The organism is Bradyrhizobium sp. ISRA464, from assembly GCF_029910095.1.
Lineage (GTDB): Bacteria > Pseudomonadota > Alphaproteobacteria > Rhizobiales > Xanthobacteraceae > Bradyrhizobium.
Map to the genome: position 1 here is coordinate 7,039,622 of NZ_CP094526.1, position 25,821 is coordinate 7,065,442.

Below are 25,821 nucleotides of genomic sequence, written 5' to 3' on the forward strand. Positions count from 1 at the left end.
TGCTTTTGCGTCACAGGCAACTGATTTGTGCGGAACCGGCCGGAACGGCCCTATCTCGGCCGCCACAATGCGGCAGCGATCCAAGCCACTGACGTTACTATCTTTTAATTCGTAATCGCCTTTCGACCGCCATTTTTGATCGCGCGCGATCACGTCTTATCACCGCCTTGTGATCGCCTCTAGGGAACGGAATCGACAAATCCTACGTTAGCGGGGGCGAGACATTGAACCCAGCAGAGAACGTAACCGACATATCTACAAGACCAGGAAGGCGGCAGGAGACTTCCATGAACCACTCGATCTACAGCGCAGATCGCATGACGCATCTGAAGATCGTCGTGGTTGCCCTGATCGCGGGTATCCTGGTGGCCGGTTTCGGAATCTCGGCGCGCAACTGGTCGGACGAGGGCTACGCGCAGACGGCGCGTGTCATAAAGGCCGACAAGCCGGTTGCAGTCACAAGCTCGAGCAACTCGCTCGTCCGCTAACAGGAGAGTTTCACGGAATTCACGTAGCTCTTTACAGCCCCCCAAAGTCGCTACGTGGATATTAAGACCCCCAACTACCCCCAAGTTGACTGTTGAAAACGCCCGCTCCCCACGGGCGTTTTCTTTTTTGTGCGCCCGGTGGCCGCAACGATTCTAGCTCTCGCGCAGAGCGGCTTACCGCGGCGCCGAACCCGACGCAGGCGGCACCGTCTCGATCAGCTTGCCGGCGAACACCGGCGCCGAGGTCGGCTGGCCGCTCGGCGATCCGCCCTCCTGCTCCACGGTCACGGCATAGGTGGCGTCGTTGATGACATCGGAGTCGTAGGACGACAGCATGGGACGCTCGGTGAAGTCCTCTGCGCCGATCACACCGAGGGAACGCGGCTGCGGCAGCTTGTCGGAGATCAGCCAGAGCTCGAAGCTCTTGCCTTGCTCCGCCGTGGCACTGACCTTGCGGACCGTGAAGTTCTTGGTCGCGCCGTCGATGGTCAGGATGAAGGCCGGACCGCCGCCCTGGCCCTGCAGCAGTGCGACATATTGCGCGGATGGTGTGAGCACCGGCGCCGGCGTCTTCACCTCGACGGTTCGGATGCGCGGCTTCGGACGCAGGCCGTCCGGCAGGGTATCGGGCTGGAAGATCTGCAGCCCGACCATCACGAGCAGGGCCGCCGCGATCGCGCTCGCAATCGACGCGATGCCGCGCCAGCGCTTCACGCGGCCCGCGAGGTCGACGACATTGCTCTCGTCGGCGACCAGCGCCGGCCGGATCTCGGCCGGCTCGGCCTGCGGCTCCGCTGTCGGCTCCGGTGGCCGCGGCTCGGGCAGCACGAGCGGCGCCTGTGCTTCGCCGGAATGACCGATCGCCGCCTTGATGTTCTCCCAGACGATCGGCCGCGGCTCGACCAGGCCGACCATCTGGTTCAGCGGTCCGAGCCTGAACTCCCATGCCTGCACGACCGCGGCGAACTCCGTGTCGACGGCCATCATGGTCTCGACCTGCGTGCGCTCCTCCGCATCGAGCGTGCCGAGCGCATATTCCGCGGCGAGCACGATATGGTCTTCGCTATAGGCCATCACTCTCGCTCGCCATCACCTCTCCCCATCGGGGAGAGATCGAATTGCGAAGCAATTCGGGTGAGGGGCATCGGGTCCCACGAGAGAGCACCCCCCCTCACCCGGATGGCATCTGGCGATGCCATCCGACCTCTCCCACAGGGGGAGAGGTGGACCGGCGATGCGGCAAGGGCTGAGGCTGATCTCGTCATGGCTAAAGTCCAAGACACTCCCTGATTTCCAGCATGCTCCGGCGCAGCCAGGTCTTCACCGTGTTCACCGGCGTCTCGAATTTCGCGGCCAGCTGCTCGCGGCTCCAACCGTTGTAATAGGCGAGCAGCACGAGCTTCTGACGATCCGGCTCCAGACGACCGACGCACTCCAGCAGCCGCTTCAACTCCTCCGCCATCTCCCGTCGCGCCAGCGGATCGGGCGATTCCGCGGCCACTTCCATCGCCGCCGGTTCTTCCTCGAGCGAGACCTCGCCGCGCTTGCGCACGACATCGATGGCGCGGTTGCGCGCGATCGACGCCATCCAAGTGATCGGGGAAGAGAGGGCTGGATTGAACTGTCCGGCGCTGTTCCAGATCTTGACGTAGGCCTCCTGGATGACCTCCTCGGCAAGGTCTTGCCGCCGCAAGATACGGAGCACGACGCCGAAGAGTTTCGCGCGCGTAGCGGCGTAGAGTCGCTCAAAAGCGGCCTCATCCCCCTTGGCGACGGCGGCGATCAGCCAGACCAGCTCAGCCGGCGTCAGCATTCAGCGTCCCCCAAAGCCCGCTTTCCCCATCGCGTCGTCGCCAACCGCTCGATGCCAACTGCCGTGTTGCCAATGGTCTTGCCGCCAATTGTCTTTGCCGCCATCTCCTGAACGGTCGTAGCATATTTTCTTGCCACCCGATCCACCGATCGGCCGGCTTGTGGAAGTTCAAACAAAAACCCGGGCCAAAGGCCCGGGTTTTCTCATCGTATTCCGGGTTGGACGAGATGCGTCAGGCGATGACGCCGAGACGGGCGCGCATCAGGCCGATCGAGTCCATATCGGCCTGCTCGCGGGCGGTCTCTTCAGCGCGCTCGCGCGCCTGGTCGCGCTCGTCGAGTAGCTCGACCTTCTTGAGCTCCTCAAATGCGTCCGACAGCAGCGCCTTGGCGTCCTCGAGCTGGCCGCGCAATTCTTCAGCCGAGCGGGTCAGGTTTTCCCGGCGCTGGATCGCCGCCTTGGCGTAGGTCGGATAGGCGAAATGGGAGGGATCGTTGATCCCGGCGCGCTCCTGCTCGACCTGGATCTCGCGCTCAAGCTCGACCGACATGCGCTGGAAGTCGGCGATCATGCCTTCGATCTGGGTGACCCGGCGGCGCTTTTCGTCGACCTGAAACTTCTTCAGCCGGATCAGCGTTTCACGTGACTTCATCGACTCTTACTCCCCAGAAGTCCCGATTTTGGACGCGGGACAGAGCCGGCTTCCCGCTGGGCCCCGCCGGCATCGCTAATGGTGTGCCGCGGATGATGGCCTGACAAAGTTAGCGTTCCGTTTCCAAACCCGACAGGATTTGGGCGAGTTGCCGGTAGCCATCGCCGAGACTGGTCGCCTCGTCCTTGGCCTGGCGCAGGAACGCCTCCAGCGGTTCGTGCAGCCGGATCGCCTCGTCGACCTCAGCACTGGAACCCGGCCGGTAGGCGCCGAGCCGGATCAGCTCTTCCATGTCGGCATAGATCGCCATCACCTGCCGCGCCTTGGTGATGAAGGGCAGGAAGGCCGGGTCGGCGGAGCGCGGCATGGTGCGCGACACCGACTTGAGGATGTTGACAGCCGGATAGCGGCCGCGCTCGGCGATCGCGCGCTGCATCACGATGTGGCCGTCGAGGATGCCGCGCACCGCGTCCGCAATCGGCTCGTTGTGATCGTCGCCGTCGACCAGCACCGTGAAGATCGCGGTGATGGTGCCGGCCCCGGTGCCCGGCCCTGCCCGCTCCAAGAGCTTCGGCAGTTCGGTGAACACGGTCGGCGTGTAGCCCTTGGCGGTCGGCGGCTCGCCCGCCGAGAGGCCGATCTCGCGCTGCGCCATGGCGAAGCGCGTGACCGAGTCCATCAGACACAGCACGTCCTTGTCCTCGTCGCGGAAATACTCCGCGATCGCGAGCGTGAGATACGCCGCCTGGCGCCGCATCAGCGCCGGTTCGTCCGATGTCGCGACCACCACGACCGAGCGCGCCAGGCCCTCCTCGCCGAGGTCCTCCTGCAGGAATTCCTGCACCTCGCGGCCGCGCTCGCCGATCAGGCCGATGACGGAGATGTCGGCATCGACATTGCGCGCCAGCATCGACAACAGCACCGACTTGCCGACGCCGGAGCCCGCGAAGATGCCGAGCCGCTGGCCGCGGCAGCAGGTCAGGAATGTATTGAGGCCGCGCACGCCGAGATCGAGCGGGGCACCGACCCGCTTGCGCGAATGCGCCGGCGGCGGCGGATTGCGGTAGGGCATCGGCGATGCACCCTGCGACAGCGGGCCCTTGCCGTCGATCGCCTCGCCCATCGCGTTGATGACGCGGCCGAGCCAGGCCGGCGACGGCCGCACCTGGCTTGCGGCATTGGCGATGACGGCACGGCAGCCGCGCCGTACGCCGTCGAGGCCGCCGAACGGCATCACGACCGCGTTGCTGCCGGAGAAGCCGATGACTTCGGCGGGGATGACGCGGCCGGCGCCGACGTCGATCACGATGCGGGCGCCGACCGACATCGCGTGGATCGGGCCTGCGATCTCGACCATGAGGCCGCGCACCCCGACGACGCGGCCATAAATATTGACGCCGTCGATGTCGCCGATCTGCTCCGCGAGCGCCTTCATTGCGAAAACCTTAAGTTTCCGCGCTTTTGGTTTTGCCGCTTAACTTCGTGTTTACCCGCATCGTTAATCATTGCGTCACTGTCTTTGGTGACTGAGGTCGCTTGCCCGACAGAAGAAGGGCGAGTCGCGAGAGTCGGTTAGCGCCGTCTCTTAATCTGGAACTTGAACGAGAACGGGTAGGAAAAGCTTCTTCTACGCAATATCTTAGGGCGATTCGACTGAAATTGCACGGTTAGAGCTTGCGCGGAGGAATCAGTTTTTGTTAACCATAGCTCGTCAGGATCCGAATCAGTTGTTCAAAGGCGTTCTGTGAGTGCCGCAAGTGCGGCCGACCTGACGCCCGGAGCGGCGACTAAAGGGGACTGGCATGCGCGTTTTGCTGATTGAAGATGACAGCGCCGTCGCGCAGTCGATCGAATTGATGCTCAAGTCCGAGAGTTTCAACGTCTACACGACGGACCTCGGTGAAGAAGGCGTCGATCTCGGCAAACTTTACGACTACGACATCATCCTTCTCGACCTCAACCTGCCCGACATGTCCGGCTACGACGTGCTCAAGCAGCTCCGGGTGTCGAAGATCAAAACCCCAATTCTGATCCTCTCGGGCCTCGCCGGCATCGAGGACAAGGTTAAGGGTCTCGGCGTCGGCGCCGACGACTACATGACCAAGCCCTTCCACAAGGACGAACTGGTCGCCCGCATCCACGCGATCGTGCGCCGCTCCAAGGGCCACGCCCAGTCCGTCATCCAGACCGGCGATCTCGTGGTCAATCTCGACACCAAGACGGTCGAGGTCGGCGGGCAGCGCGTGCACCTGACCGGCAAGGAATACCAGATGCTGGAGCTGCTCTCGCTCCGCAAAGGCACCACGCTCACCAAGGAAATGTTCCTCAACCACCTCTACGGCGGCATGGACGAGCCGGAGCTGAAGATCATCGACGTCTTCATCTGCAAGCTGCGCAAGAAGCTCGCTAACGCCTCCGAGGGCCGCAACTTCATCGAAACCGTGTGGGGCCGCGGCTACGTGCTGCGCGAGCCGCACGAGGCCGACGAGCGCATCCCCGCCTGATCTTCGCAAGGGTGTCAGTAGCGAACCATCCGGTTCGCTCCTCCCGACTGGACCCCGCCGCAATCGGCGGGGTTTTTGTTTGGGATTGAACCCGGCTCCCGTATGCGCCGACGAACGGAACGTGCAATTCTGCGCTGCGCGATTCCTGCCGAATTTCCGGGCGCCACGACATGATCCTGCAATCCCTCGCCGGCCTGCCGGCGTTCCTGGTCTATTTCTGCACGGCGCTGATTGCCGTGGTCGCCTATCTGTTCGTCTACACCCGCGTCACGCCGCACGACGAATTCCAGCTGATCCGCGACAATGATCCCGCGGCCGCGATCGCGCTCGGCTTGAGCCTGCTCGGCTTTGTACTGCCGGTGGTCAGCGCGATCGCACATTCCGCCAATGTGGTGGACTGCCTGATCTGGAGCATCATCGCACTGATCGTGCAGATCATCGTCTATTACATCGTGAAGATCCCGGTGCCGAACCTGTCGGGGCGGATCGCCTCCGGCGAACTGGCGCCGGCGATCTGGCTCGGGCTGTCCTCGCTGGCGGCAGGCGCGCTCAATGCAGCCTGCATGATCTACTGACCATGGCGGCCAAACCCAATCCGGAATTCGGCAAGCGCCGGCCGGCAAGGCCGCCGCGGCCGGGGCCGCCGGTGAAGCGCTCCAACCACGTGGCGCTGCTGGTGATGGGCACGCTCGCGGTCGGTGGCGGAGCCTATGCGTTGATGCCGCGCGAGAACTGCCAGCTTCCCCAGCCAGCGCCACCCGGCATGGCCGCGCCGGCGATCCCGCAGCCGGGCGCCGACTGCCCGCCGCGCAACTCGTCGTCATCGTCCGGCGGCCATGGCGGCGGCGGAAGCTCGTCGCGCAGCAGCTTCTTCAGCAGCGATTCCTCGTCGGGCCGCTCGTCGTCATCGACCTCCAGCTCGAGCTCGGTGAGCCGCGGCGGCTTCGGCTCGTTCGCCCACGCGTTCGGCTTCGGCGGCGGCTGAGGCACTTTTGTCTGACGCGTTTTCTTCACACGAACCGGACACCACCTCGCTCGAAAACGCTATGGCCCATGCGACGCATTGAATGCCCCGAACGCGACGACTGGCGCGCGACCGCGGAGGCCGCCGGGTTCGATTTTCATACCATCGACGGCGAGCGTTATTGGGATGAGCGCGCCTATTACGCATTCACGTTGGACGAGATCGAGCGCGGCATCGAGGAGCCGACCGGCGAGATCGATACGATGTGCCTCGAACTGGTCGGCCGTACGATCGACGATGAGAGCTATCTGCGCCGGCTGAAAATCCCGGAAGCGTTTTGGGGGCTGATCTCCGAGAGCTGGCACCGCGACGACGCCAGCCTCTACGGCCGTGTTGACCTCAAATATGACGGCAACGGCCCGGCCAAGCTGCTCGAATACAATGCCGACACCCCGACCTCGATCTTCGAGGCCGCGGTGTTTCAATGGACCTGGCTAGAGCAGGCGATCGAGCGCAACATCATCCCGAAGCGCGCCGACCAGTTCAATTCGATCCATGAACGGCTGATCGAGGCCTGGAAGAAGCTCGGCGGCGGGCGTCCGCTGCATCTCGCCGGCATGACCGGAAACGCCGAAGACGCGGGCACGCTCGCCTATCTCGAGGACGCCGCGGCGCAGGCCGGGCTGACCACCACACTGCTCGACATCGAGGCGATCGGGCTGCGCGACGACGGCCAATTCGTCGACCTCGACGACCGTCCGATCGAGCTCGCGTTCAAGCTCTATCCCTGGGAGTGGATGTTCCACGACACGTTCGGCAAGAATCTCGCCACCGCGCCGACACGCTGGATCGAGCCGCCATGGAAGGCGATCCTGTCGAACAAGGGCATCCTGCCGCTGCTGTGGGAGATGTTTCCAAACCACCCCAATCTGCTGCCGGCCTATTTCGAGGACGACCCGCAGGCAGCTCAGCTCGGCAGCTCCTTCGTGCGCAAGCCGATCTATTCGCGCGAGGGCGCCAATGTCGCCCTGATCAGCGCGGGCACGACGCTGGTTGCGCAGGAAGGCCCCTACGGCGCCGAGGGCTACATCCGCCAGGCGCTTGCGCCGCTGCCGGATTTCTCCGGGCAGTATCCGGTGCTCGGCAGCTGGCTGGTCGATCACACGCCGTGCGGGCTTTCGATCCGCGAGGACGAGAACCCGATCACCGGCAACACCTCGCGCTTCCTGCCGCACGCGATTTTGTAGATGAGGATTCTGAAGCAAGCGCCGCTCTATCCCCGTCATCCCCGCGCAACGGCGTCGCCGCTGTCGCTGGAGGAGCGCGTAGCGCCTCTCGAAGGATGCTCGGCCCGGCCGGCGGCCGTCGATCCTTCGAGACGCGCGCAAGAGCGCGCTCCTCAGGATCACGCGGAGGCAGCAATGCGATCTTCCGAATTCGGAAGACCTGCTAGCGCGAGGCGGATGCCACCGCTTTCAGCACATGCGCTGCGCCGGCACGCGCGACGGTGTTCGGCTGATAGAGCCCACGCCGATCCGGATAGGGCCTGAAGAGATTGGTGATGCCGACCACGGATTCGGCGGCGCCCAGCGCCAGCACGCCGTCGGGTTCGAGCATCCGCGACAGCTTGGCGAAGATCGACGCCTTGGTGTCCTGGTCGAAATAGATCAGCACGTTGCGGCAGAAGATCACGTCGAAGGTGCCGAGATGGGAGACGTCCTGCAGCAGATTGAGCTGGCGGTGCTGGACCATGCCGCGGATGTCGGCATTGAGCTGCCAGAGTTCGCCGTGCTGGGTGAAGTACTTCACCAAGAGATGGATCGGCAGGCCGCGCTGCACCTCGAACTGGCTGAACAGGCCGGCCTTGGCTTTTTCCAGCACCGCCTGCGACAAATCGGTGGCGACAATGTCGATGCGCCAACCGGCGAACAGCGCGCTTGCCTCCTTCAGGCACATTGCGATCGAATAGGGCTCCTGCCCGGTCGACGAGGCCGCGCACCAGATGCGAAGCGAGCGGCGCGCGGCGCGCGCCTGGGCGAGCGCAGGCAGCACCACTTCCTTCAGATTGTCGAACGGGATCTTGTCGCGGAAGAAGAAGGTCTCGTTGGTGGTCATCGCTTCGACCACCTCTGAGGTCAGCGCCTCGGCGCTGCCCTTCATCCTCTGTACAAGCTCGGTGATCCCAGCGAGATTCCACCGGCGCGCCAGCGGCATCAGGCGGCTCTCGACCAGATATTGCTTGTCGGCCGAAAGGTCGAGCCCGGAGCGCTCCTTCAACAGCTTACGCAGATACTCATAGTCCAGCGGCGTCACGAACGGTCTCCCGAAAACACACGAACAAGTTTCGGTGCGATCTGATTGAGCGGCAGCACGGCGGCGCAGATGCCGGCATTGGCCGCCGCGCCCGGCATGCCCCACACCACGCTGGTCTCCTCGTCCTGGGCGATCACGCTGCCGCCGGCCGCGACGATCTCCTTGCCGCCGCGCATGCCGTCGGAGCCCATGCCGGTCAGGATCACCGACATGATGCTGCCCTGCCAGACCTCGATCGCGGAGGTGAACATCGGATCGACCGCGGGCTTGCAGAAATTGACCGGCGGCCCGTCGTCGAGCGCGATCACCGCATTGATGCCCTGGCGGGCGACGCGCATGTGACGCCCGCCCGGCGCGAGGTAGATCTGGCCCGCCTTGACGACCTCGCCGTCAACGGCCTCATGCGCCGGCCGCTTGCTGGTGCGTGCCAGGTGCTCGGCGAGAATGGTGGTGAAGGTCGGCGGCATATGCTGCGTGATCAGCACCGGGAAGCGGTCGATCACCACTCCGATCTCGGCGACCAGCGTCATCAGCGCCTGCGGGCCGCCGGTCGATGAGCCGATCAGCAGCACCTTCGGCGACAGCGGGCCAAGCGGGCGGCGGGCGAATTGCACCGGCGCAGCAGCAGGCGCAGGCACGGTGCCTGCAGCCGCCGCACGCGGCCTGTCGTGCCCCGGCGCCGGCGACGGGCTCGCCGCGGTATGAGCCGCGCTGCGGCGCGCCTTGGCGCCGAGATGGCGGATTTTCTGGATCAGGTCGTGGCGGAAGGTTTCGGCTGCGGTTGCTTCGCGCGTGCTTTCCGGCTTCGGAATGTAGTCGGAGGCGCCGAGCGACAGCGCTTTCAGGCTGATCTCCGCGTTGCGGAGGGTCAGCGTGGACGCCATGATGACGACGAGGTCGCGCTTCTTTGCCAGCAGTTGCGGCAGCGCCGAGATGCCATCGAGATCGGGCATTTCGATGTCAAGCACGGCAACGTCGGGATTGATCCGCTCGAGCTGATTGACGGCGTCGAGGCCGGTGCGCAGCGACGCCACGACTTCCATGTCGGGCTCGGCACCGATCCAGCGCGAGATCATCCCGCGGATCACGACGGAGTCGTCGACCACCATCACCCGCACCTTCTCGGTAGGGGGCGATGGCGGGGTCGCAGCACTTGTCAACGCAACACTCCTGAACTCACCAGCGACGCAACGGCACGCATGACAACGGTTGAGGCGAGGGCTTCCGCCGCCGGATCGAAAGCAACCTTAGATGAGTCCGACTTCCTGGAACTTCGCGGTGACGATGTCCTTGTCGAACGGCTTCATGATGTACTCGTTGGCGCCGGCATGCAGCGCGCGCGCAATATGCGCGACGTCGTTCTCTGTGGTGCAGAACACGACCTTGGGCTGATCGCCGCCGGGCATGCGACGCAGATTGCCAAGGAACTCGTAGCCGTCCATCACGGGCATGTTCCAGTCGAGCAGCACTGCGTCCGGCATTCCGCGTTTGCAAATCTCGAGCGCCTTCTCGCCGTCCTCGGCCTCGACAATCTGGAAATCGAGACCTTCGAGGATGCGGCGGGCGACCTTGCGAATGACGCTTGAGTCATCGACAATAAGACACGTTCTCATCTGCGACCTCTGCTTCCTCATCCCCTCAAGGATGTTTCGTTCTTCAGTTCCGTCGCCCTGGTCACGCTGCTTTCAGGCAGCCTTGGCGTCTGGCATCAATTCGAGCACGCGATCGACGTCGAGGACGACCATGAGCTGGCCGTCGAGACGGTGGACGCCGCCGGCGAGCTTGGCCATGCGGGGATCGAGGTTGACCGGGTTGTCCTCGCGGCCCGCCTCGGGCAGCCGCAGGACCTCGCCGATCTGGTCGATCAGCAGCCCGTAGGATTCGCCGCGCAGGTCGACGCCGACCGCCATCATCGCCTTGCCGTCGCCGGCCCGGGGCAGGCCGAGCCGGGCGCGCATGTCGACCACGGTGACGATGCGGCCGCGCAGGTTGAGCACGCCGGCGATCTCCGCCGACGACAGCGGCACCCGCGTCAGCCGCTCCGGCATGAACACGTCCTGCACCCGCGAGATCGGCAGCCCGAACAGCTGCCCGCCGATCACGGCGGTGATGTATTCGGCCATGATGCCTTCGCTCGCTTCGCTCTTGCTGGTCATCGCTCCTGTTTCCCTGGGTCCCGTCAGGCCGCTTTCCGGATCTCGGCGGTCTGCTCCTTCAGCGCCGCGATCAGCCCGGGACGGTCGAACTTGGCGACGTAATCGTGGAAGCCGGCCTGCCGGCCGCGCTCGATCGCCGCCGGCGACACCATCGCCGACAGCGCGATGATCGGCAGCCCGGTCAGATTGTGGTCAGAGCGGATGCTCTCGGCGAACTCGAAGCCGTTCATCTCGGGCATCTCGATGTCGGTCAGCACGACGTCGAAGGCCTGCCCCGAGCGCAGCGCGGCGAGCCCCTCCTGCGCATTTGGCGCGGTCCGCACCTTGTAGCCGGCGGCCTTCAGGACCGGCGCCAGCATGTTGCGGAAGAACGCGGAGTCGTCGACCAGCAGCACCGACTGCGCGCTGGCCGACGGCCGCATCTCCTTGCGCGAGAACCAGTCGGCAAACGCCATCGGCAGGAAGTGGCCGACGTCGATCACCTCGGTGGCCTGGCCCTTGATCACCGCCGAGCCCAAAATGCCGTCCTGCGCGCCCGCGACCTCGATGTTGAGCCGCTCCTCGACGATGTCGATGATCTCGTCGACCACGAGCCCCATCGAGCGGCCGTCGTCGGCGAACACCAGGATCGGCTGCGCGCCCTGCGTCTGCACCTGGACGCCTTTCATCTGCACCAGCGGCATCAGCTGCTCGCGGTACTGCACCATGTGGCGGCCGTTACTGAGCTCGATCTTGTCGGTGGCGATCTCCTCGAGCCGGGTGACGAGGCCGAGCGGCACCGCCTTGGGCTGGCTGGTGCCGGCGCGGAACACCAAGAGCGAGGTCAGCTGCTCGCCGCTTAAGGCATGCGAAGCGGCACTGTCGTCGGCCACGGCATGGGCCGCCGAGCCGGAGGCGCCGAGCGCTTTGGCAATGCCGTTGGGGTCGATGATCATGATCACCGCGCCATCGCCCAAAATGGTGTTGCCGGAGAACATGTCGATGTGGCGCAGCTTGGTCGACATCGGCTTGACCACGATCTCCTCGGTGTGGAACACGCCGTCGACCACGATGCCGAAGGTCTGGCTGCCGACCTGGGTCACCACGATGAAGCCGTGCTCGGCCTCGGTGGTCGCGCCGTCGTCGATGTTGAGCAGCTTCTTGAGATGGATCAGCGGCAGCAGCTTGTTGCGCAGCCGCAAGACCGCGGTGTCCTTGATGCGCTCGATGCGGTGCTCGGAGTTGGCGCGGGCCCGCACCAGCTCGACCACCGAGAGCTGCGGGATCGCGAAGCGGTCGCCGCCGGCCTCCACGATCAAAGCGGAGACGATCGCCAAAGTCAGCGGGATCTTGATGGTGACGGAGGCGCCCTCGCCGGCCACGCTCTTGATGTCGATGGTGCCGCCGATCTGGTCGATATTGGTGCGCACCACGTCCATGCCGACGCCGCGGCCGGACACCGAGGTGACCTGCGCGGCGGTGGAGAAGCCCGGCGCGAAGATGAACTTGTGGATCTGCGCTTCCGTCATCTTCTCGAGTTCGGCCTCGGTGACGAGGCCGTTCGAGAGCGCCTTGGCCTTGATCCGCTCGGTGTGGAGGCCGCGCCCATTGTCGGCGATGCAGATGATGATGTGGCCGCCCTCGTGATAGGCAGAGAGGCGAATCGTGCCCTGCTCGCCCTTGCCGGCCGCTGCCCGCTCGGCCGGGGTCTCCAGGCCGTGGTCGGCGGAGTTGCGCACCATGTGCGTCAACGGGTCCTTGATCAGGTCGAGCACCTGGCGGTCGAGCTCGGTGTCGGCGCCGTGCATCTCGAGTTCGATCTGCTTGCCGAGTTCGCCGGAGAGGTCGCGGACGATGCGCGGCAGCTTCTGCCAGGCGTTGCCGATCGGCTGCATCCGCGTCTTCATGACGCCCTCCTGCAGCTCGGCGGTGACGTTGGAGAGCCGCTGCAGCGGCACCTTGAACTCGGTGTCCTCGTTGCGGCGCGAGATCTCCAAGAGCTGGTTGCGGGTCAACACCAGCTCGGAGACCATGGTCATCAGGTGCTCGAGGGTGTCGACATTGACCCGGATCGACTGGTGGGCGATCTTGTCGCCGCCCTCGACCTCGGCCTCGGCGGCCGCGGTCCTGCGCGCCGGCTTCTTCGCGGCCTCGGCGGCTTCAACCGCAGGCGCCGCGGCGGGCCTGGCCACGGGCGCCGGCACCGCCACCTCGGTTGCGGTCTCGCGGAAGGCGCGCTCGAGCTCGTCGAGCGAGACCTCGCCCGGACGCAGCGGCCGCTCCAGCGTCTGCGCCACCAGCGTGCCCGCGGTCACCGCCGGCTGCATCGGCGGCGCCTCGACCACCGGCACCGCCGCCTCATCTGCCATCGCCGCCATGCCGCGCTCGACCATGGCTTCCAGCTGATCGATCAGGTCGCGGTCGGTGCCGGCGGGCTCGGCCTCGGTGGCCTCGAGCCCGGCCAAAATCTCCTTGATGCGGTCGATCGAGGACAGGATCAGCGTCACCGCCTCGGCGGTCACCGGCATGCCGTCGCGGAACTTGCCCATCAAGGTCTCGCCGGCATGCGCCAGCGCTTCCAGCCGCGGCAGCCCGAGGAAGCCGCAGGTCCCCTTGATCGTGTGCACCAGGCGGAAGATGTTATCCAGGATCTTGGCGTTGTTCGGATCCTGCTCGAACTGCACCAGCTGGTTGTCGACCGTGTCCAGGCTCTCGCTGCTCTCCGTCAGGAACTCGCGCAACAAATCGTCCATGAAAACCAGCCTTTAGAAACGCAGCGGCGCACGACAACGCCGCGCCTTACGGAACCGGGCCAGCTTCCCTGCAAAGCGTTTAAGTTTGGTTGAGTAATTGCAAAAGAACGGGATCAACAAAGACATAAGGCCGCGCGATCAAATCGCGCGGCCGGTGGTAACCGTTGATTAACAGTGTGGCCGTGGCCGCGTTCAGGACGCGGCGACAATCACCTTGTCGCCGTCGAGCGTGAGCGTCACCTTGAGCCGGCAGGCTTCCGCAAGGAGCCGCGTGTAATGCGGCTGCACGGCATGCGCATCGACCGTATTCGCCGCCGTTCCGTTGAGGAGGTCGACGATGTTCTGCGGCACGCGGGCATTGAGGCCGGCGGACGTGACGCGGAAGCTGATGGCCTCGCCCTCGCCGACCACCGGATCGACGGTGAGCGTGCCACCGCGCGGAATCGTCTGCTGCGCGATCACGAGCATGTTCAACAACAGCTTAACCCGGTTCTTGGGTAGCAGCAGCCGCGGCAAATTCCAGTTCAGCGTGATCTTGCCGTCCTCGATATGCCCCTTCGCCATGTTCTGGGCATCACCGAGGTCGATCTGCGCGCCGGAGGAACCGGCTGCGCCGAACGCCAGCCGGCAGAACTGCAACCGGGCCGAGGCGGTTTTGGCGCTCTTGCGGATCAGATCAAGTGCGAAGTCGCGATCCTCGGGCTTGGGATTGTCATCGAGCACCTCAAGTCCATTGACGATCGCGCCAACCGGACTGATGAGATCGTGACAGACCCGCGAGCACAACAGCGCGGCGAGTTCGAGTGCATCGGGAGCGGGACCGGGAGACGAAGTGCCAGACATAGATTGTTCCTGGAAAGCCGCACGCCGCGGGAGGAGTGCGAATCACGCATGCCTGTTGGCTTGATACACTGCGAAGACGCATGCTGCCAGCTGGCGGCGGGACTGATAAGGGGGGAGACGAACAGGATATGAGATCCGCTCATGAATGAGGCACAGCCCCCCGCCATTGGCTGCGAGACTGCCGCCACACTGCTGGAATCGCTGACCGAGCTGGTGATCCAGGCCGGCGAGGCGATTCTCGCGGTCAATCGTTCCACGATGACGGTTGCCGGCAAGGGTGACGGTTCGCCGGTGACGGAGGCGGATCTTGCCGCCGACCAGATCATCGTCGAGGGTCTGGGGCGGCTGGCCCCGCGGGTATCGCTGCTGTCGGAAGAGCGCGTTCATCTGGCGAGCCCGCCCTACAAGGACAGCTTTTTCCTGATCGATCCGCTCGACGGCACCAAGGAGTTCGTCGCCGGCCGCAACGAGTTCACGGTCAATGTGGCGCTGGTCACGCACGGCGCCCCGCTACTTGGCATCGTCGGCGCACCTGCACTGGGATTGATCTGGCGCGGCATCGTCGGCAAGGGCGCGGAACGGCTGACGCTCCGCGATGGCAAGGTTTCGCACGCGGTGCCGATCAAGACCCGTCACTGTCCGCCCCTCGGCGCGCCATGGACCGTCGCGGTCAGCCGGTCGCATGGCGATGCGCGCACCGAAGCCTTCATCGACGCGCGCGGCGGCGCCGTGCGCGCCGTGCTCGGCTCTGCAGTCAAATTCGGCCGTGTCGCCGAAGGAGAGGTTGATATCTATCCTCGCCTCTCGCCGACGTCGGAATGGGATGTCGCAGCCGGGGCTGCGGTCGTCGTCGCGGCCGGCGGCAAGGTGACCGATTCGCACGGACGACCGCTGCATTTCGGACTGGGCCGCAAGGACTTCCTGGTGCCGGAATTCATCGCCTGGGGCGACCCGGCCGCGGTGGCCTGATCTATTGCGCGAGATTCGCTTCCAACTCCGGCCAGCGCGCTTTGGCCTCCTTGAGGAAGCGCGCCGGATCGGCGGCAAAGGCGTCGCGGCTCTTTTCCCGATTGAAGAGATACAGCCTGTTCCCGGCCACCACCCAGAACCGCGGATTGCCCGCGCAGGTCACCCCGCGCACCAGGTCGGTCGGATCGTAGCCGCCGAACTGCGGGCCGTAGATTTCGGGATGCGCCACGAAGGAGGCGCGGTTGCCTTCGTTGCGAAAGCGCCAGACCGCACCACCTTCGGCAGCCTCGAATTCGGGCCGGCCTAGGGACGCGGCGGCGTCGGTGAAATAGGCGACGGGATCGAATCCCTCGATCGCGAGACCGGAATAGCGGTTCGTCACCACCCGCTCGGTAGTCGAGGCTTGGGCAGGCAAGTCGGGCCAAGTGGCCGCCAAAATGCCCGCCAACAGGCCGAAAATCGCCACTCCACGGCACCAACCATATCTTTCCTGCCGTTGTGCCGTCATAGTTGATACCGATAACATCCGAGTCGAGGGGACACTGGGCGCAACCTAGAGCCGTGCCTGTTGGCATAGGGTTAAGGGCGACGCCCGGATTTCGATAGCAGGGGTTCTTAATGACTTTCGCATCACGCCTTGCCGCGGTCGCGTTCGCCGCGCTGATGTGCTGGACCGGACAAGCGTCCGCACAGCAGCCCCCGCCACCGCAATATCCGCCGCCGCAGCGCGAACCGACCCCGTATACTTACGGGCCAGAGGAACTGGTCAACGCAGGGCACAAATTCTTCGGCAATGTTTCTCGCGGACTCGCCTCGATCATCGAGCGCGCGGTCAGCCAATGGGGGCTGCCCAACGGCTATGTGCTCGGCGAGGAAGGCTCAGGCGCCTTCGTGGCGGGGCTGCGCTACGGCGAAGGCACGCTCTACACCAAGAATGCCGGCGACCTCAGGGTCTACTGGCAGGGGCCGTCGGTCGGTTTCGACTGGGGCGGCGACGGCGCGCGCACCATGACGCTGGTCTATAATCTGCCATCCACCAGCGCGATCTATCAGCGCTTCGTCGGCATCGACGGTTCGGCCTACATTATCGGCGGCTTCGGCATGACCGCATTGACCGCCAACAACATCGTGCTGGTGCCTATCCGCTCGGGCATCGGCTTGCGGCTCGGCGCCAATGTCGGCTATCTCAAATACACCCCGCGCGCGACCTGGAACCCGTTCTAGTCGCTGTCTGCACGGGTGGTCCGGCCGACCCTGGCCGCGAATCAGCGATTCACGTTAACGCCGCAATGGGCTGGCCTTTGGCCGGCCCACCATGGCATTGTGATTAACGAATTCTTTGTTGTGGAGTGACCCTTCATGATCGAACCGATCATGTACGGCGCGATCGGTTTCCTGATTTCGATGCTGTGCGGCCTGATGATCGTGCCGCTGGTGCATAACCGCGCGGTCCGGCTGACGACGCGCCGCATGGAAGCCGCCACCCCGCTCTCGATGGCCGAGATCCAGGCCGACAAGGACCAGCTTCGCGCCGAATTCGCGATGTCGGCGCGCCGGCTTGAGATCAGCGTCGACCAGCTCAAGAGCAAGACCACGAGCCAGCTCGCCGAACTCGGCAAGAAGACCGATGCCATCAACCGCATGAAAATCGAGCTTGGCGAGAAGAACGCCGCGATCTTCGCGCTGGAGGCGCGCGAGAAGGCGATGAAGGAGCAGCTTCACGCCACCGAGCAGGAATTCACCGCCAAGACCGAGCGGTTGCGGACGGCCGAGCAGGCGCTGACCGACAAGCAGACCGAGCTTGGCAAGATCAAAGCCGCGCTCAGCGACCGCTCCATGACGGCGGACAGCCGTCAGGTCGAGTTGGTCACGGCGCGGACCCAGGTCGAGGAGCTGAGGGACCGCATCAGCGACGCCGAGAAGGAGTTCGCAGCAACCCAGGCCCGCCTCGCCCAGGAGCGCAGCCAGTCGGAGATCGTCACGCGCGACCTGGCGGAAGCGCGCGGCCGGGTCGAGAATCTGAGCCAGCGCGTCACCGAGCTTGACCGGCAGCTCGTCGTCCAGGTCAGGGAAGCCGAAACGCTTGGCAACCGCATCAACGACCTCGAGACGCGGCTCGCCACCCAGGGCAAGCTGCTCGCCGAGCGCGAATACGAGAACAGCCAGCTCAAGCAGGCCAACGCCGCCGCCGAGCGCACCGTGCAGGAGCTGCGCGAGGAGATTGCCGCGACGAGCGGCGGCAAGTCATCGCTCCTCGAGAGGTTGCGCCAGGAGAAGGCCGCGGCCGAGGAGCAGCTGGGCATCGCGCGCGATGAGCGCGCTAGGCTGCAGCGCGACATCAACGCGATCCAGCACCAGGCCGAAAATTCCTGGGCAACCGAGCGCATGGAGAACGCGCTGCTGCGCGAGCGCATCAACGATATCGCCGCCGAAGTGGCGAAGCTTGCCATCCAGCTCGAGGGGCCGAATTCGGCGATCGAGGCCATGCTGGCGGCCGAACCGGCCGTGCCGGCCAAGACGGCCGCCAAACCCGCCAATGGGGCTGCCCCCGGCAGCGGCCTGCCCGAGGGCGGCGGTACGCTGGCCGAGCGCATCCGGGCGCTGCAGTCGCACGCCTCCCGTGCCCGCCAACAAGGGGCCTGATCTCGAAGGTCTTGGCTTGACACCCCTACCCGGCACTTCGTAAATCGCAGCCTCTGACGAAGCGCGTTTCGACCGGCCGCCGAACAGCGGCCTTTCGCACGTCACATCCCGGACGCATAGCTCAGCGGGAGAGCGTTCCCTTCACACGGGAGAGGTCCAAGGTTCGATCCCTTGTGCGTCCACCATCCCCCTACCGATAACCGAGGTGGGCGGAGACATGCCCACATCACCGATCTGACCGCCGGGCCTCCCGGCCTTCGACTACTGCCGCGCAGGCTGCGGAGACGGCGCGGGCGTACGCCGGTTGAGTTCGCCGAGCAAATCGCGCACCGCCCCGTCGAATTCATCGGGCTGGCGACGGGGGTCGACCTGCTGCGCGCTGCGTGATGCCCGGCGGCGGCCCGAGAAAGCGTTGGCCGCAACCAGAAGCCCCTCGAGATTGATGAGGTCTTCTCGTCCCGCACCGATAAGCGGCGGCGTGTGCTGCTGCGGTTGGACCGCCGGAACGTCACCGCGCGCCGCCCGGCGGCGACGGCGAGACTTCATCTCGCGCAGGCCATATCCCGAACCGAAGCCGATGCCCATGGCGATAAGAATGATCAGAAGTCCAAGCATTGTGTTGTCTCGCAACCACCCTGCCGCAGCGCAGTAAACGCGACAATGAGGCAGGGGCTTGACGATTACGGTTCCCTTTCATGGAGAACGCTCGGTGCCGGCGGCACTCTGGGATCCACGGAATCCTACGGGCTTTTATTTGATGTCCTCCTCCGCTACCTTCCGCGGAACTCGCGGGGGCGTGGGCAATTCGATGCGCAAGGGCAACGACTACATCTTGAAACTGCGCCCCTGGTCGCTGTCCACGTTCGCCGCCGCCCTGCTGGCCGTGGTGTTCGCCACCGCGATGCAGGAGGTCTTCGCGACCTTCGGCCTGCAACTCTACTTCGCGACCTTCGTCCCCGCGATCCTGATCGCGGGTCTCCTGGGCGGCGCGCCCGCCGGGGCCTTTGCCACCATCATCACCGTTCCAATCGTGTGGTGGGTGTTCATCCCCCCCTGCTTCGAGTTCGCGTGGCCCACGGCCGCCGACTACGACAGCATCTCGACCTTCCTGCTGTCGAGCGCGCTTCTGGTCTGCTTCTCGCAGCTCTATCGTGAAGCGCTCTTTATCTTGCGGAAGTGAAATTTTGCGGAAGTGAAATTCGATCGCGCCATGCGCGCTGCCCGCTTGCGCCCGCCGACGGGCAGGAAGCGGATCGGCGCAGCCTCGCTGCGGCACGCCGGCTGCGGTGAACTGCCGATGTCGCCGCCCTCAGATCCCGAACATCCAGACGGCGATGATGGTGGCGAGCGTCGCTACGCCGCTGATGGTCCAGCCGACCGCGTAAAAGGCGTTCTCGGGGGCGGTATCGAGCACCGCGTCGGTCGTTTCCGTCACTGATCGCCAGCGCATGGCGCCTCTCCTCGGAACTCCTGCCCATCCGCATAACGCGGAGCCAAGTTCCCGGTTCCCGCCGACGGACGCGGGCCGCACCGGCCACGCAAACTGATCTGTGTCGCGGAACCTGCGACAATCCGCCAAATCCGGCGGCGAAGCGACCAAGCAACAGTGAGAAACAATCGCGCCCGGCGCGCACAGGAAAGGCCGCCCGCGGGGCGGCCTTTCCCAGTCTCGGGCAGTGACGTCGCGATCGGTCCAGCCGTCACGGCCGGTGAATTCAGGTGCGGAAGGGGGAGCGAAAGAGAAGCGAAGCCGGTGATATGCAGCGCCATATGATCGTACTGAAAATTGACCACCAGCCCCTGTAATTGCTCCACCTGCCGCGCCTCACTTGTGGCGCGATGATGCGAGCGGCGCATGATCCAAACGGGCTATCACGGCAATCGCGGCCCACGATTCAGCGCCAGGCTTAACGCCGAACGTCATCGTCGCGCTTTCCCGCGAGCTCACTCACGCGCAGCCGCTCGGCAAACCAGATCGACGTCACCGGCTCGATCGCGCCGCCGACATAGACCTCCGACGACGTCACCCCATTCCGTCCGACGATCACCAGCACGCCGATCTCGTAGGCGAACCAGACATGCGGATCGGTCAGCGCCTGCAGCTTGTGCTGATCGTGCTCGATCGGCTGGTGATTGCTGTCCTTGCGCAGCTCGATGGCCAGCAGATTGTTGGGAATGTCGCGCTGATGCACGACGATGTCGGGATAGATCGATTTGCCGAGATGATCGTCGGACGAGACGGTCGAGCCGCGCGGCAGCCGCAGCGTGCGCTCGCCGAGCCGGTCGTAGTTGCAATCGGTCTGCCAGCCGGCGAACTGCCGCTCGACATAGACCGCCAGCCGGTGAGTGAGTGTCCGCTCGCCGAGATCGCGCTCCAGCAGGAAGCGTTCCTGTGCGTAGAAATCCTGCAGCGCGGCGATCACCTTGTTCAGCTGGGTCTGCATGAGGCCTCCGACTGACAGGGCCGCGCTGCGGCCGGTTGGGATATGCGCCCTACATCTGCACTTCGATCAGTCGCGGGCCAGGCTCCGCGACGGCTTCCGCCAAGGCCTTGTTGAACTCGTCCGCATTGGTCACCGCGCGACCCGGTACGCCCATGCCCTTCGCGAGCGCGACGAAATCGAGCGTCGGCCGGTCGATCTTCAGCATATCCTGCGCGCGCTGGCCCGGCTCGCCGGCGCCGACGCCGTCGAACTCGCCGCGCAGGATCTGGTAGATCCGGTTGGCGAACACGACGGTGACGACGTTGAGCCCTTCGCGCGCCTGCGTCCAGAGCGACTGGATCGTGTACATCGCGCTGCCGTCGCCGACCATGCAGATCACCTTGCGGTCGGGGCATGCGATCGCCGCACCGGTTGCGACCGGCGTCGAGAAGCCGATCGAGCCGCCCATGTTCTGCAGCCAGTCATGCGGCGCCGCGGCGGCCGTCGGCGGAAAGAAGCCGCGGCCGGTGGTGACGGACTCGTCGACCATGATCGCGTTCTCGGGGATCGCGTAGGCGATCGCCTGCGCGATCGTCGTGTAATTGAGCGCGCCGGTCGGCTTGACCAGCTCCTGCCGCTGCTGCGGCTTGACATCCTGGGCCGTGGCATGGAGCACGTTGGCGAGCGCCTCAAGCGCCGCTACCGAGTTCTCGCCCCAGGCGGTCATGCGATGCACATCGCAGCCTTCCGCCTTGAGCAGGCTCGGCTTGTTCGGATAGGCGAAGAACGCCACGGGATCGTTGGCCTCGACCAGCACGATGTGCCGGAAGTCTCTAAGGATCGGCAGCGCCTGCTCGATCACATAGGGAATGCGGTTGATCGAGAACCGGCCACGGCCGCGCGCCATGCGCGGGTGGAAAGTCTGGCCCATCACGGTGCAGCCGGTCTTGCCGGCGATCCGCTCCGCCAGCACCAGCCCCTGCTCGGAGAGCGCGCTGCCGGTGATCAGCAGCAGCGTATGCGCCGCATCGCCGTGCAGGATCCTCGCCGCGGTGTCCACCGCCTGCGGCGAATAGCTCGGGCGCTGCTTCTCCGCCGGCACCTCGGCAATTCCGTCGGCCTCGTTCCAAGCGGTGTCGGCGGGCAGGATCAGCGTTGCGATCTGCGGCGGCGCACTCTTGGCTGCCGCGATCGCGGCCGCGCCGTCTGAAGCGACCGACTTCGCATCCGGCGAGGTGCGCACCCAGGCCGACATCGGCCGCGCCAATCCCTCGATGTCAGACGTCAGCGGCGCGTTGTAGCCGATGTGATAGGTCGCATGTTGGCCGACGATGTTGACGATGCCGGAATGGGCCTTCTTGGCGTTGTGCAGATTGGCGAGCCCGTTGGCGAGGCCGGGCCCGAGATGCAGCAGCGTCGAGGCCGGCGTGCCCTTCATGCGGAAATAGCCGTCGGCGGCGCCGGTCACGATGCCCTCGAACAGGCCGAGCACGCAGCGCATGCCCGGGACCCTGTCCAGCGCGGCGACGAAATGCATCTCGGACGTGCCCGGGTTGGTGAAGCAGACATCCACGCCGCCCGCGACCAATGTCCGCACCAGGCTTTCCGCACCATTCATGGTCTCGCTCCCGTCAGAGATGTTCTTGTAGTCGGGTCCAGATCAACCATTGTTCGCCCGTTTCGTCAAAGGTTTAGCCGATCAATGCAGGTATCGCGTCCGATGTGTTGCCTTTTTAAACCGTGTTGTTCGAAAGTCGTGATCTCACGGCATCGTCGGTTGCGAAACACCTCCGATTGTGGCGTGTCTCGACACATACTTGGTGCTTCCTGGGGGTCACGACGATGCGCCCGATTGCCTTGATCTTTGCTGCGCTCACGATACTCGCAGGCGCCAGCCAGGCGCAGGCGGAATTCTTCGACACCCACGACTTCATGGACAGTGGACCGAGCTTCTTCGGCCACGGCGCGAGCCCGATCCCGCGCACCGCCGTCAACTATCCGACCAATTATGCGCCCGGCACCATCGTCGTGAATACCGCCGAGCGGCGGCTCTATCTGGTGCTGCCGGGCGGCCAGGCGCTGCGCTACGGCATCGGCGTCGGCCGTGACGGCTTCCGCTGGAGCGGAACCCACCGCGTCAGCGCGAAGAAGGAATGGCCGTCGTGGACGCCGCCTTCGCAGATGCTGCGCCGCCGTCCCGATCTGCCGCGCCACATGGCCGGCGGCATCGAGAATCCGCTCGGGGCGCGTGCGATATATCTCGGCTCGACACTGTACCGCATCCACGGCTCGAACGAGCCCGAGACGATCGGCCAGGCGATCTCGTCCGGCTGCTTCCGCATGACCAATGATGACGTCGTCGACCTCTACAACCGTGTCTCGGTCGGCACCACCGTCGTGGTGAAGAACTGATCGCGCCGGCCTCGGGCGGCGCTGACACAGCGATCCGGCATGACGGCTGATCTTGCCTTGCGCTGCCGCGCCTCTTGCGGCAGCGTCCTCGGAATGCGGCACCGCCTCTCGACCCTGCTCCTCCTCGCCGCGGCAATTGCTGCCGTCGACACCGCGATCACGTCCGCCGTCGCCGCCGAGATTCCGGCGGTCACGTCGCGCCAGCGTACCGAGAAGAAGGCGTTCAGCGACACCGAGATCGTCGAGGGCTTCCTGAAGACCGCGTTCGGCGCCGAATATCATCTCGCCGGCCGGGTCGATCGCATCAGGAAATACGACAGCCCGGTGCGCGTGTTCGCCGACGGCACCCGCGCCGACCGCAAGACCCAGCTCGCGAAAGTCGTCGCCGACATCCGCGCCAAGGTCCAGCATCTCGACATCGCGATGACCGAGGACACCAGCGCGGCCAATGTGCGCGTCAAGCTCGTGCGTGACCACGACCTCTACCGCACTATCGCGACCTTCTACGGCCGCGAACGCGCCAAGGAGATCCGCAGCTCGCTCGACCCGCAATGCCTGTCCGGCTTCCGCAAGAACGACAACTACGAGATCGAGCATTCCGACGTGATCCTCACCGTCGACAATGGCGACTTCGTCTTCTTCGATTGCGCCTATGAGGAGCTGCTGCAGTCGCTCGGGCCGATCAACGACACCGCAACCGTGCCGTGGACCATGTTCAACGACAATGTCTCCATGGGCTATTTTGACGTCTACGACCAATACCTGCTGAACCTGCTCTACGATCCCCGCATCAAGGCCGGCATGACAGTGCAGGAGGTCAAGGCCGTGCTGCCCGATGTGCTTGCCGACGTGCGCGCCTGGGTGAAGAAGGTGAATCACCTGGAGTGAAGCGTCGTAGGCGCTTCGCTCGCAGCACACACCAGTGTCGTCCTGGCGAAAGCCGGGAGCTGATGTCGTGCCACATCCGCCACCGTCGTCCCGGCCTGGTGCGCAATTGCGCACGGGAGGCCGCGACCCATACCCCGCGGCTTGTGTTGTGAACGGGACTCGTCGTTCGTCGTCCTGGCGAAAGCCAGGACCCATAAGCACCGCATTTGGTGATGAACGCGATCTTGGCCCCAGCATCGCGCGACAACCGACATTTGGGGTAATGGGTCCTGGCTGTCCAGGCCGTGCAAAAATGTCGGCGCGGTGCCTGGAGCTGAGAACGAGGAGGGCACCCTCAAGCTGGACAAGGCCGGAGCGCCTTGAGCAGAGCGGGTACGCTCTTGATGGCAATCAGTCTCTTGAGGTTGTAGGCGATGATGCTGAGCGCCAGTTCGGCTTTGGCTTTGCGCAATCCGCGGACGAGGAAGCGCGGGGTTCCCATCAACCATTTGATGGTCGCGAACGGATGCTCGGCGACTTCGCGGCGGAGCCTCATCCAGCTTGGATCGGCGATCGCCCGCTGATGCATGGCCTCGCGGTCATCGTCATGGAAGCCGCGCACGATGATCCGCTGCGCCGCCTCGGTGCATTGCGATTTCAGCGGACAGGCCGGGCAGGCTTGCGTCCGATATTCCTTCTTCTGTTTGGTGTGGGAGGTCTTGAAGAGTTGGAGGACCTCACCGGCAGGGCAACCCCAGCTGTCGCTCTCTCGGGCGTAGCTGAACTGATCGCGGCTGAAGTATTGCTTGCCCTTCGGATTGACCCGCTCGCCATGCGGTACGATCGCGGTGATCCCGTCCTGCTCACATTGCTTGCCGTGCGCGCCGTTGGCATAGCCGGTATCGGCAACGACGCTCACCTGATCGGCGCCGACGGCCGCCTTGCCCTGCCGGGCCATCGGGTGGAGTTGCTGCAGATCGTTGCCCTCGTTGGTCAGATCGAACGCAACGATCATGTCATGCTGGGCATCGACCGCGATCTGTGCATTGTAGGCAACCTGATGGCCGCGCGGCGTGCGCATGAGCTTGGCCTCAGGCTCACCCAGCACCTTCTGCTTGAGCCCTTCCTGAACCAGCTGTTCGGCCTGCTGCTGCAATTCAGCCCGCTGAGCCCTCAACGCGGCAAGGGCTGCAGCCACGTCGGTCTTGGTCGGCTCAAGCGGCGTCTCCTCGGCGTCGGCCTCATCCATCGCCGTCAGGTAGTCGGCGATCTTGCGCTCGATCGCCGCATCCCGCTCCGCAAGCTTCGCCTTGGTGATCACCTGCTTGCGGCTCGCCGCCGCAGCAATCTTGCTCCCGTCGATCGCCAGGACTTCGCCTCCAAACACCGATTGCTCGCGGCAGAACTTTATAAAGGCCCGGCAGACCCCGGCAATCGCCTCAGGATAGTCCTTGCGGAAGTCCGCAATGGTCTTGAACACCGGCCTCACCCGGTTGATCAGCCAGAACACTTCGACATTGCGCCGAGCCTCACGCTCAAGCCGCCGGCTCGAACGCATCTGGTTCAGATACCCGTAGACATAAAGCTTCAACAGATCGCGCGGATCGTAAGGCGGCCGCCCCGTCGCCTCCGCCTCAACGTTCGAGAAACCCAGCCCGGCAAGGTCCAGGCTGTCCACAAAACCGTCAATGACGCGCACCGCGCTGTCTGCCGCGATCACCTCGTCCAACGTCTCGGGATACAACGTCGCCTGATAGCGCGATTGGCCAACGATGTGTGCCATCCTGCCCCCGAATCCGTCTCTGCCTCCCAAATCCAACATCAGACCGTGGTTTTTGCACGGCCTGGAAAGCCAGGACGACAGTGAGTTTGTTGCGCGGCTTGTGAGTCATACGCTCGCATTCTCGCGGCGCGATGCGTCCGAGGTTTGGTGCCATCTTCGCCGCTCTGGAAGCAGAGGGCGCAGGGAAAGCCGGGTGCCGATCGCACCCATGGGTCCGGTGCAACAAAAAGCACCGGAGGTAGGACCACAGGTGAAACCG

The 25,821-nt window shown here is 64.9% G+C and carries 27 protein-coding genes and 1 tRNA gene; 12 read left to right on the top strand and 16 right to left on the bottom strand.

Annotation, left to right across the window (positions count from 1 at the left end):
• Positions 1–287: 287 nt before the first annotated feature.
• The gene (locus tag MTX19_RS32630; RefSeq protein ID WP_280980892.1) at positions 288–488 is read left to right on the top strand and encodes a hypothetical protein; all 201 of its coding nucleotides are present in this window, start codon (positions 288–290) and stop codon (positions 486–488) included.
• 174 nt (positions 489–662) lie between these two features.
• Here the strand turns inward: MTX19_RS32630 and MTX19_RS32635 are convergent, their stop codons facing one another.
• From MTX19_RS32635 to fliI, 4 genes are all read right to left on the bottom strand, one after another.
• Positions 663–1,562, bottom strand: coding sequence for an anti-sigma factor (locus MTX19_RS32635; protein WP_280980893.1), 900 nt, complete (start codon positions 1,560–1,562; stop codon positions 663–665).
• Positions 1,563–1,755: 193 nt separating this feature from the next.
• The gene (locus tag MTX19_RS32640) at positions 1,756–2,301 is read right to left on the bottom strand and encodes a sigma-70 family RNA polymerase sigma factor (protein WP_280980894.1); all 546 of its coding nucleotides are present in this window, start codon (positions 2,299–2,301) and stop codon (positions 1,756–1,758) included.
• Between the two features lie 232 nt (positions 2,302–2,533).
• Entirely contained in the window at positions 2,534–2,953 is a 420-nt protein-coding gene (gene fliJ, locus MTX19_RS32645) for a flagellar export protein FliJ (RefSeq protein ID WP_280980895.1), read from the bottom strand.
• 109 nt (positions 2,954–3,062) lie between these two features.
• Positions 3,063–4,388: a flagellar protein export ATPase FliI gene (gene fliI, locus MTX19_RS32650; RefSeq protein WP_280980896.1), complete on the bottom strand. Its 1,326-nt coding sequence runs from the start codon at positions 4,386–4,388 to the stop codon at positions 3,063–3,065.
• A 367-nt stretch (positions 4,389–4,755) separates the two neighbouring features.
• Here fliI and MTX19_RS32655 point away from each other — a divergent pair, with 367 nt between their 5' ends.
• The 4 genes from MTX19_RS32655 (at position 4,756) to MTX19_RS32670 (ending at position 7,668) form a co-directional block, all read left to right on the top strand.
• The gene (locus tag MTX19_RS32655; protein ID WP_016848562.1) at positions 4,756–5,457 is read left to right on the top strand and encodes a response regulator transcription factor CtrA; all 702 of its coding nucleotides are present in this window, start codon (positions 4,756–4,758) and stop codon (positions 5,455–5,457) included.
• A 170-nt stretch (positions 5,458–5,627) separates the two neighbouring features.
• Positions 5,628–6,032 (top strand): DUF350 domain-containing protein, encoded by a 405-nt coding sequence (locus tag MTX19_RS32660; RefSeq protein WP_280980898.1) that lies wholly within the window; start codon positions 5,628–5,630, stop codon positions 6,030–6,032.
• Positions 6,033–6,034: 2 nt separating this feature from the next.
• A complete protein-coding gene (locus MTX19_RS32665) occupies positions 6,035–6,442 on the top strand; it encodes a hypothetical protein (protein ID WP_280980899.1) in 408 nt (135 codons plus the stop codon).
• Positions 6,443–6,510: 68 nt separating this feature from the next.
• Positions 6,511–7,668 (top strand): glutathionylspermidine synthase family protein, encoded by a 1,158-nt coding sequence (locus MTX19_RS32670; RefSeq protein WP_280980900.1) that lies wholly within the window; start codon positions 6,511–6,513, stop codon positions 7,666–7,668.
• Between the two features lie 202 nt (positions 7,669–7,870).
• Here the strand turns inward: MTX19_RS32670 and MTX19_RS32675 are convergent, their stop codons facing one another.
• The 6 genes from MTX19_RS32675 to MTX19_RS32700 all read right to left on the bottom strand — a co-directional run bounded on the left by MTX19_RS32675 (position 7,871) and on the right by MTX19_RS32700 (position 14,465).
• The gene (locus MTX19_RS32675; protein WP_280980901.1) at positions 7,871–8,734 is read right to left on the bottom strand and encodes a protein-glutamate O-methyltransferase CheR; all 864 of its coding nucleotides are present in this window, start codon (positions 8,732–8,734) and stop codon (positions 7,871–7,873) included.
• Entirely contained in the window at positions 8,731–9,894 is a 1,164-nt protein-coding gene (locus MTX19_RS32680) for a chemotaxis response regulator protein-glutamate methylesterase (protein ID WP_280980902.1), read from the bottom strand. The genes MTX19_RS32675 and MTX19_RS32680 overlap by 4 nt, the downstream gene beginning before the upstream one ends.
• Before the next feature lie 87 nt (positions 9,895–9,981).
• Positions 9,982–10,347: a response regulator gene (locus MTX19_RS32685; RefSeq protein ID WP_280980903.1), complete on the bottom strand. Its 366-nt coding sequence runs from the start codon at positions 10,345–10,347 to the stop codon at positions 9,982–9,984.
• 72 nt (positions 10,348–10,419) lie between these two features.
• Complete coding sequence (locus MTX19_RS32690; protein WP_280985655.1) at positions 10,420–10,890, bottom strand: chemotaxis protein CheW; 471 nt, start codon at positions 10,888–10,890, stop codon at positions 10,420–10,422.
• 23 nt (positions 10,891–10,913) lie between these two features.
• Positions 10,914–13,622: a hybrid sensor histidine kinase/response regulator gene (locus MTX19_RS32695; RefSeq protein WP_280980905.1), complete on the bottom strand. Its 2,709-nt coding sequence runs from the start codon at positions 13,620–13,622 to the stop codon at positions 10,914–10,916.
• A 192-nt stretch (positions 13,623–13,814) separates the two neighbouring features.
• The gene (locus MTX19_RS32700; RefSeq protein WP_280980906.1) at positions 13,815–14,465 is read right to left on the bottom strand and encodes a histidine phosphotransferase family protein; all 651 of its coding nucleotides are present in this window, start codon (positions 14,463–14,465) and stop codon (positions 13,815–13,817) included.
• A gap of 141 nt (positions 14,466–14,606) precedes the next feature.
• Between MTX19_RS32700 and cysQ the strand changes: the two genes are divergently transcribed.
• Positions 14,607–15,434, top strand: a complete 828-nt coding sequence (gene cysQ / locus MTX19_RS32705; RefSeq protein ID WP_280980907.1) for a 3'(2'),5'-bisphosphate nucleotidase CysQ — start codon at positions 14,607–14,609, stop codon at positions 15,432–15,434.
• A 1-nt stretch (position 15,435) separates the two neighbouring features.
• Here cysQ and MTX19_RS32710 read toward each other — a convergent pair whose 3' ends face one another.
• Positions 15,436–15,960: a YHS domain-containing (seleno)protein gene (locus MTX19_RS32710; protein WP_280980908.1), complete on the bottom strand. Its 525-nt coding sequence runs from the start codon at positions 15,958–15,960 to the stop codon at positions 15,436–15,438.
• 92 nt (positions 15,961–16,052) lie between these two features.
• Between MTX19_RS32710 and MTX19_RS32715 the strand changes: the two genes are divergently transcribed.
• The 3 genes from MTX19_RS32715 (at position 16,053) to MTX19_RS32725 (ending at position 18,262) form a co-directional block, all read left to right on the top strand.
• The gene (locus MTX19_RS32715; protein ID WP_280973652.1) at positions 16,053–16,658 is read left to right on the top strand and encodes a DUF1134 domain-containing protein; all 606 of its coding nucleotides are present in this window, start codon (positions 16,053–16,055) and stop codon (positions 16,656–16,658) included.
• Positions 16,659–16,793: 135 nt separating this feature from the next.
• On the top strand, positions 16,794–18,077 hold the full coding sequence (locus MTX19_RS32720; RefSeq protein WP_280980909.1) for a hypothetical protein: 1,284 nt from the start codon (positions 16,794–16,796) through the stop codon (positions 18,075–18,077).
• A 110-nt stretch (positions 18,078–18,187) separates the two neighbouring features.
• A tRNA-Val gene (locus MTX19_RS32725) sits at positions 18,188–18,262 on the top strand.
• Positions 18,263–18,338: 76 nt separating this feature from the next.
• Here the strand turns inward: MTX19_RS32725 and MTX19_RS32730 are convergent.
• Positions 18,339–18,692, bottom strand: a complete 354-nt coding sequence (locus MTX19_RS32730) for a hypothetical protein (protein ID WP_280980910.1) — start codon at positions 18,690–18,692, stop codon at positions 18,339–18,341.
• Between the two features lie 193 nt (positions 18,693–18,885).
• Here MTX19_RS32730 and MTX19_RS32735 point away from each other — a divergent pair, with 193 nt between their 5' ends.
• The gene (locus MTX19_RS32735; protein WP_280980911.1) at positions 18,886–19,257 is read left to right on the top strand and encodes a DUF4118 domain-containing protein; all 372 of its coding nucleotides are present in this window, start codon (positions 18,886–18,888) and stop codon (positions 19,255–19,257) included.
• Positions 19,258–19,386: 129 nt separating this feature from the next.
• Here MTX19_RS32735 and MTX19_RS32740 read toward each other — a convergent pair whose 3' ends face one another.
• The 3 genes from MTX19_RS32740 to MTX19_RS32750 all read right to left on the bottom strand — a co-directional run bounded on the left by MTX19_RS32740 (position 19,387) and on the right by MTX19_RS32750 (position 22,118).
• The gene (locus tag MTX19_RS32740) at positions 19,387–19,527 is read right to left on the bottom strand and encodes a hypothetical protein (RefSeq protein WP_280980912.1); all 141 of its coding nucleotides are present in this window, start codon (positions 19,525–19,527) and stop codon (positions 19,387–19,389) included.
• 457 nt (positions 19,528–19,984) lie between these two features.
• Complete coding sequence (locus MTX19_RS32745) at positions 19,985–20,521, bottom strand: hypothetical protein (RefSeq protein WP_280973656.1); 537 nt, start codon at positions 20,519–20,521, stop codon at positions 19,985–19,987.
• A gap of 49 nt (positions 20,522–20,570) precedes the next feature.
• Positions 20,571–22,118 (bottom strand): acetolactate synthase large subunit, encoded by a 1,548-nt coding sequence (locus MTX19_RS32750; RefSeq protein ID WP_280980913.1) that lies wholly within the window; start codon positions 22,116–22,118, stop codon positions 20,571–20,573.
• Between the two features lie 224 nt (positions 22,119–22,342).
• On the opposite strand from MTX19_RS32750, the gene MTX19_RS32755 reads away from it, so the two are divergent.
• A complete protein-coding gene (locus tag MTX19_RS32755) occupies positions 22,343–22,912 on the top strand; it encodes a L,D-transpeptidase (RefSeq protein WP_280980914.1) in 570 nt (189 codons plus the stop codon).
• 93 nt (positions 22,913–23,005) lie between these two features.
• Positions 23,006–23,800: a DUF2927 domain-containing protein gene (locus tag MTX19_RS32760; RefSeq protein WP_280984949.1), complete on the top strand. Its 795-nt coding sequence runs from the start codon at positions 23,006–23,008 to the stop codon at positions 23,798–23,800.
• Positions 23,801–24,134: 334 nt separating this feature from the next.
• Here the strand turns inward: MTX19_RS32760 and MTX19_RS32765 are convergent, their stop codons facing one another.
• Complete coding sequence (locus MTX19_RS32765; protein WP_280983057.1) at positions 24,135–25,562, bottom strand: IS1182 family transposase; 1,428 nt, start codon at positions 25,560–25,562, stop codon at positions 24,135–24,137.
• Between the last annotated feature and the right edge of the window lie 259 nt (positions 25,563–25,821).

Coding starts and splice junctions, on each gene's coding strand:
- MTX19_RS32630 (WP_280980892.1), top strand. CDS start 288: ATGAACCACTCGATCTACAGCGCAGATCGCATGACGCATCTGAAGATC.
- MTX19_RS32635 (WP_280980893.1), bottom strand. CDS start 1,562: ATGGCCTATAGCGAAGACCATATCGTGCTCGCCGCGGAATATGCGCTC.
- MTX19_RS32640 (WP_280980894.1), bottom strand. CDS start 2,301: ATGCTGACGCCGGCTGAGCTGGTCTGGCTGATCGCCGCCGTCGCCAAG.
- fliJ (WP_280980895.1), bottom strand. CDS start 2,953: ATGAAGTCACGTGAAACGCTGATCCGGCTGAAGAAGTTTCAGGTCGAC.
- fliI (WP_280980896.1), bottom strand. CDS start 4,388: ATGAAGGCGCTCGCGGAGCAGATCGGCGACATCGACGGCGTCAATATT.
- MTX19_RS32655 (WP_016848562.1), top strand. CDS start 4,756: ATGCGCGTTTTGCTGATTGAAGATGACAGCGCCGTCGCGCAGTCGATC.
- MTX19_RS32660 (WP_280980898.1), top strand. CDS start 5,628: ATGATCCTGCAATCCCTCGCCGGCCTGCCGGCGTTCCTGGTCTATTTC.
- MTX19_RS32665 (WP_280980899.1), top strand. CDS start 6,035: ATGGCGGCCAAACCCAATCCGGAATTCGGCAAGCGCCGGCCGGCAAGG.
- MTX19_RS32670 (WP_280980900.1), top strand. CDS start 6,511: ATGCGACGCATTGAATGCCCCGAACGCGACGACTGGCGCGCGACCGCG.
- MTX19_RS32685 (WP_280980903.1), bottom strand. CDS start 10,347: ATGAGAACGTGTCTTATTGTCGATGACTCAAGCGTCATTCGCAAGGTC.
- MTX19_RS32690 (WP_280985655.1), bottom strand. CDS start 10,890: ATGACCAGCAAGAGCGAAGCGAGCGAAGGCATCATGGCCGAATACATC.
- MTX19_RS32695 (WP_280980905.1), bottom strand. CDS start 13,622: ATGGACGATTTGTTGCGCGAGTTCCTGACGGAGAGCAGCGAGAGCCTG.
- MTX19_RS32700 (WP_280980906.1), bottom strand. CDS start 14,465: ATGTCTGGCACTTCGTCTCCCGGTCCCGCTCCCGATGCACTCGAACTC.
- cysQ (WP_280980907.1), top strand. CDS start 14,607: ATGAATGAGGCACAGCCCCCCGCCATTGGCTGCGAGACTGCCGCCACA.
- MTX19_RS32710 (WP_280980908.1), bottom strand. CDS start 15,960: ATGTTATCGGTATCAACTATGACGGCACAACGGCAGGAAAGATATGGT.
- MTX19_RS32715 (WP_280973652.1), top strand. CDS start 16,053: ATGACTTTCGCATCACGCCTTGCCGCGGTCGCGTTCGCCGCGCTGATG.
- MTX19_RS32720 (WP_280980909.1), top strand. CDS start 16,794: ATGATCGAACCGATCATGTACGGCGCGATCGGTTTCCTGATTTCGATG.
- MTX19_RS32730 (WP_280980910.1), bottom strand. CDS start 18,692: ATGCTTGGACTTCTGATCATTCTTATCGCCATGGGCATCGGCTTCGGT.
- MTX19_RS32735 (WP_280980911.1), top strand. CDS start 18,886: ATGCGCAAGGGCAACGACTACATCTTGAAACTGCGCCCCTGGTCGCTG.
- MTX19_RS32740 (WP_280980912.1), bottom strand. CDS start 19,527: ATGCGCTGGCGATCAGTGACGGAAACGACCGACGCGGTGCTCGATACC.
- MTX19_RS32745 (WP_280973656.1), bottom strand. CDS start 20,521: ATGCAGACCCAGCTGAACAAGGTGATCGCCGCGCTGCAGGATTTCTAC.
- MTX19_RS32750 (WP_280980913.1), bottom strand. CDS start 22,118: ATGAATGGTGCGGAAAGCCTGGTGCGGACATTGGTCGCGGGCGGCGTG.
- MTX19_RS32755 (WP_280980914.1), top strand. CDS start 22,343: ATGCGCCCGATTGCCTTGATCTTTGCTGCGCTCACGATACTCGCAGGC.
- MTX19_RS32760 (WP_280984949.1), top strand. CDS start 23,006: ATGCGGCACCGCCTCTCGACCCTGCTCCTCCTCGCCGCGGCAATTGCT.
- MTX19_RS32765 (WP_280983057.1), bottom strand. CDS start 25,562: ATGGCACACATCGTTGGCCAATCGCGCTATCAGGCGACGTTGTATCCC.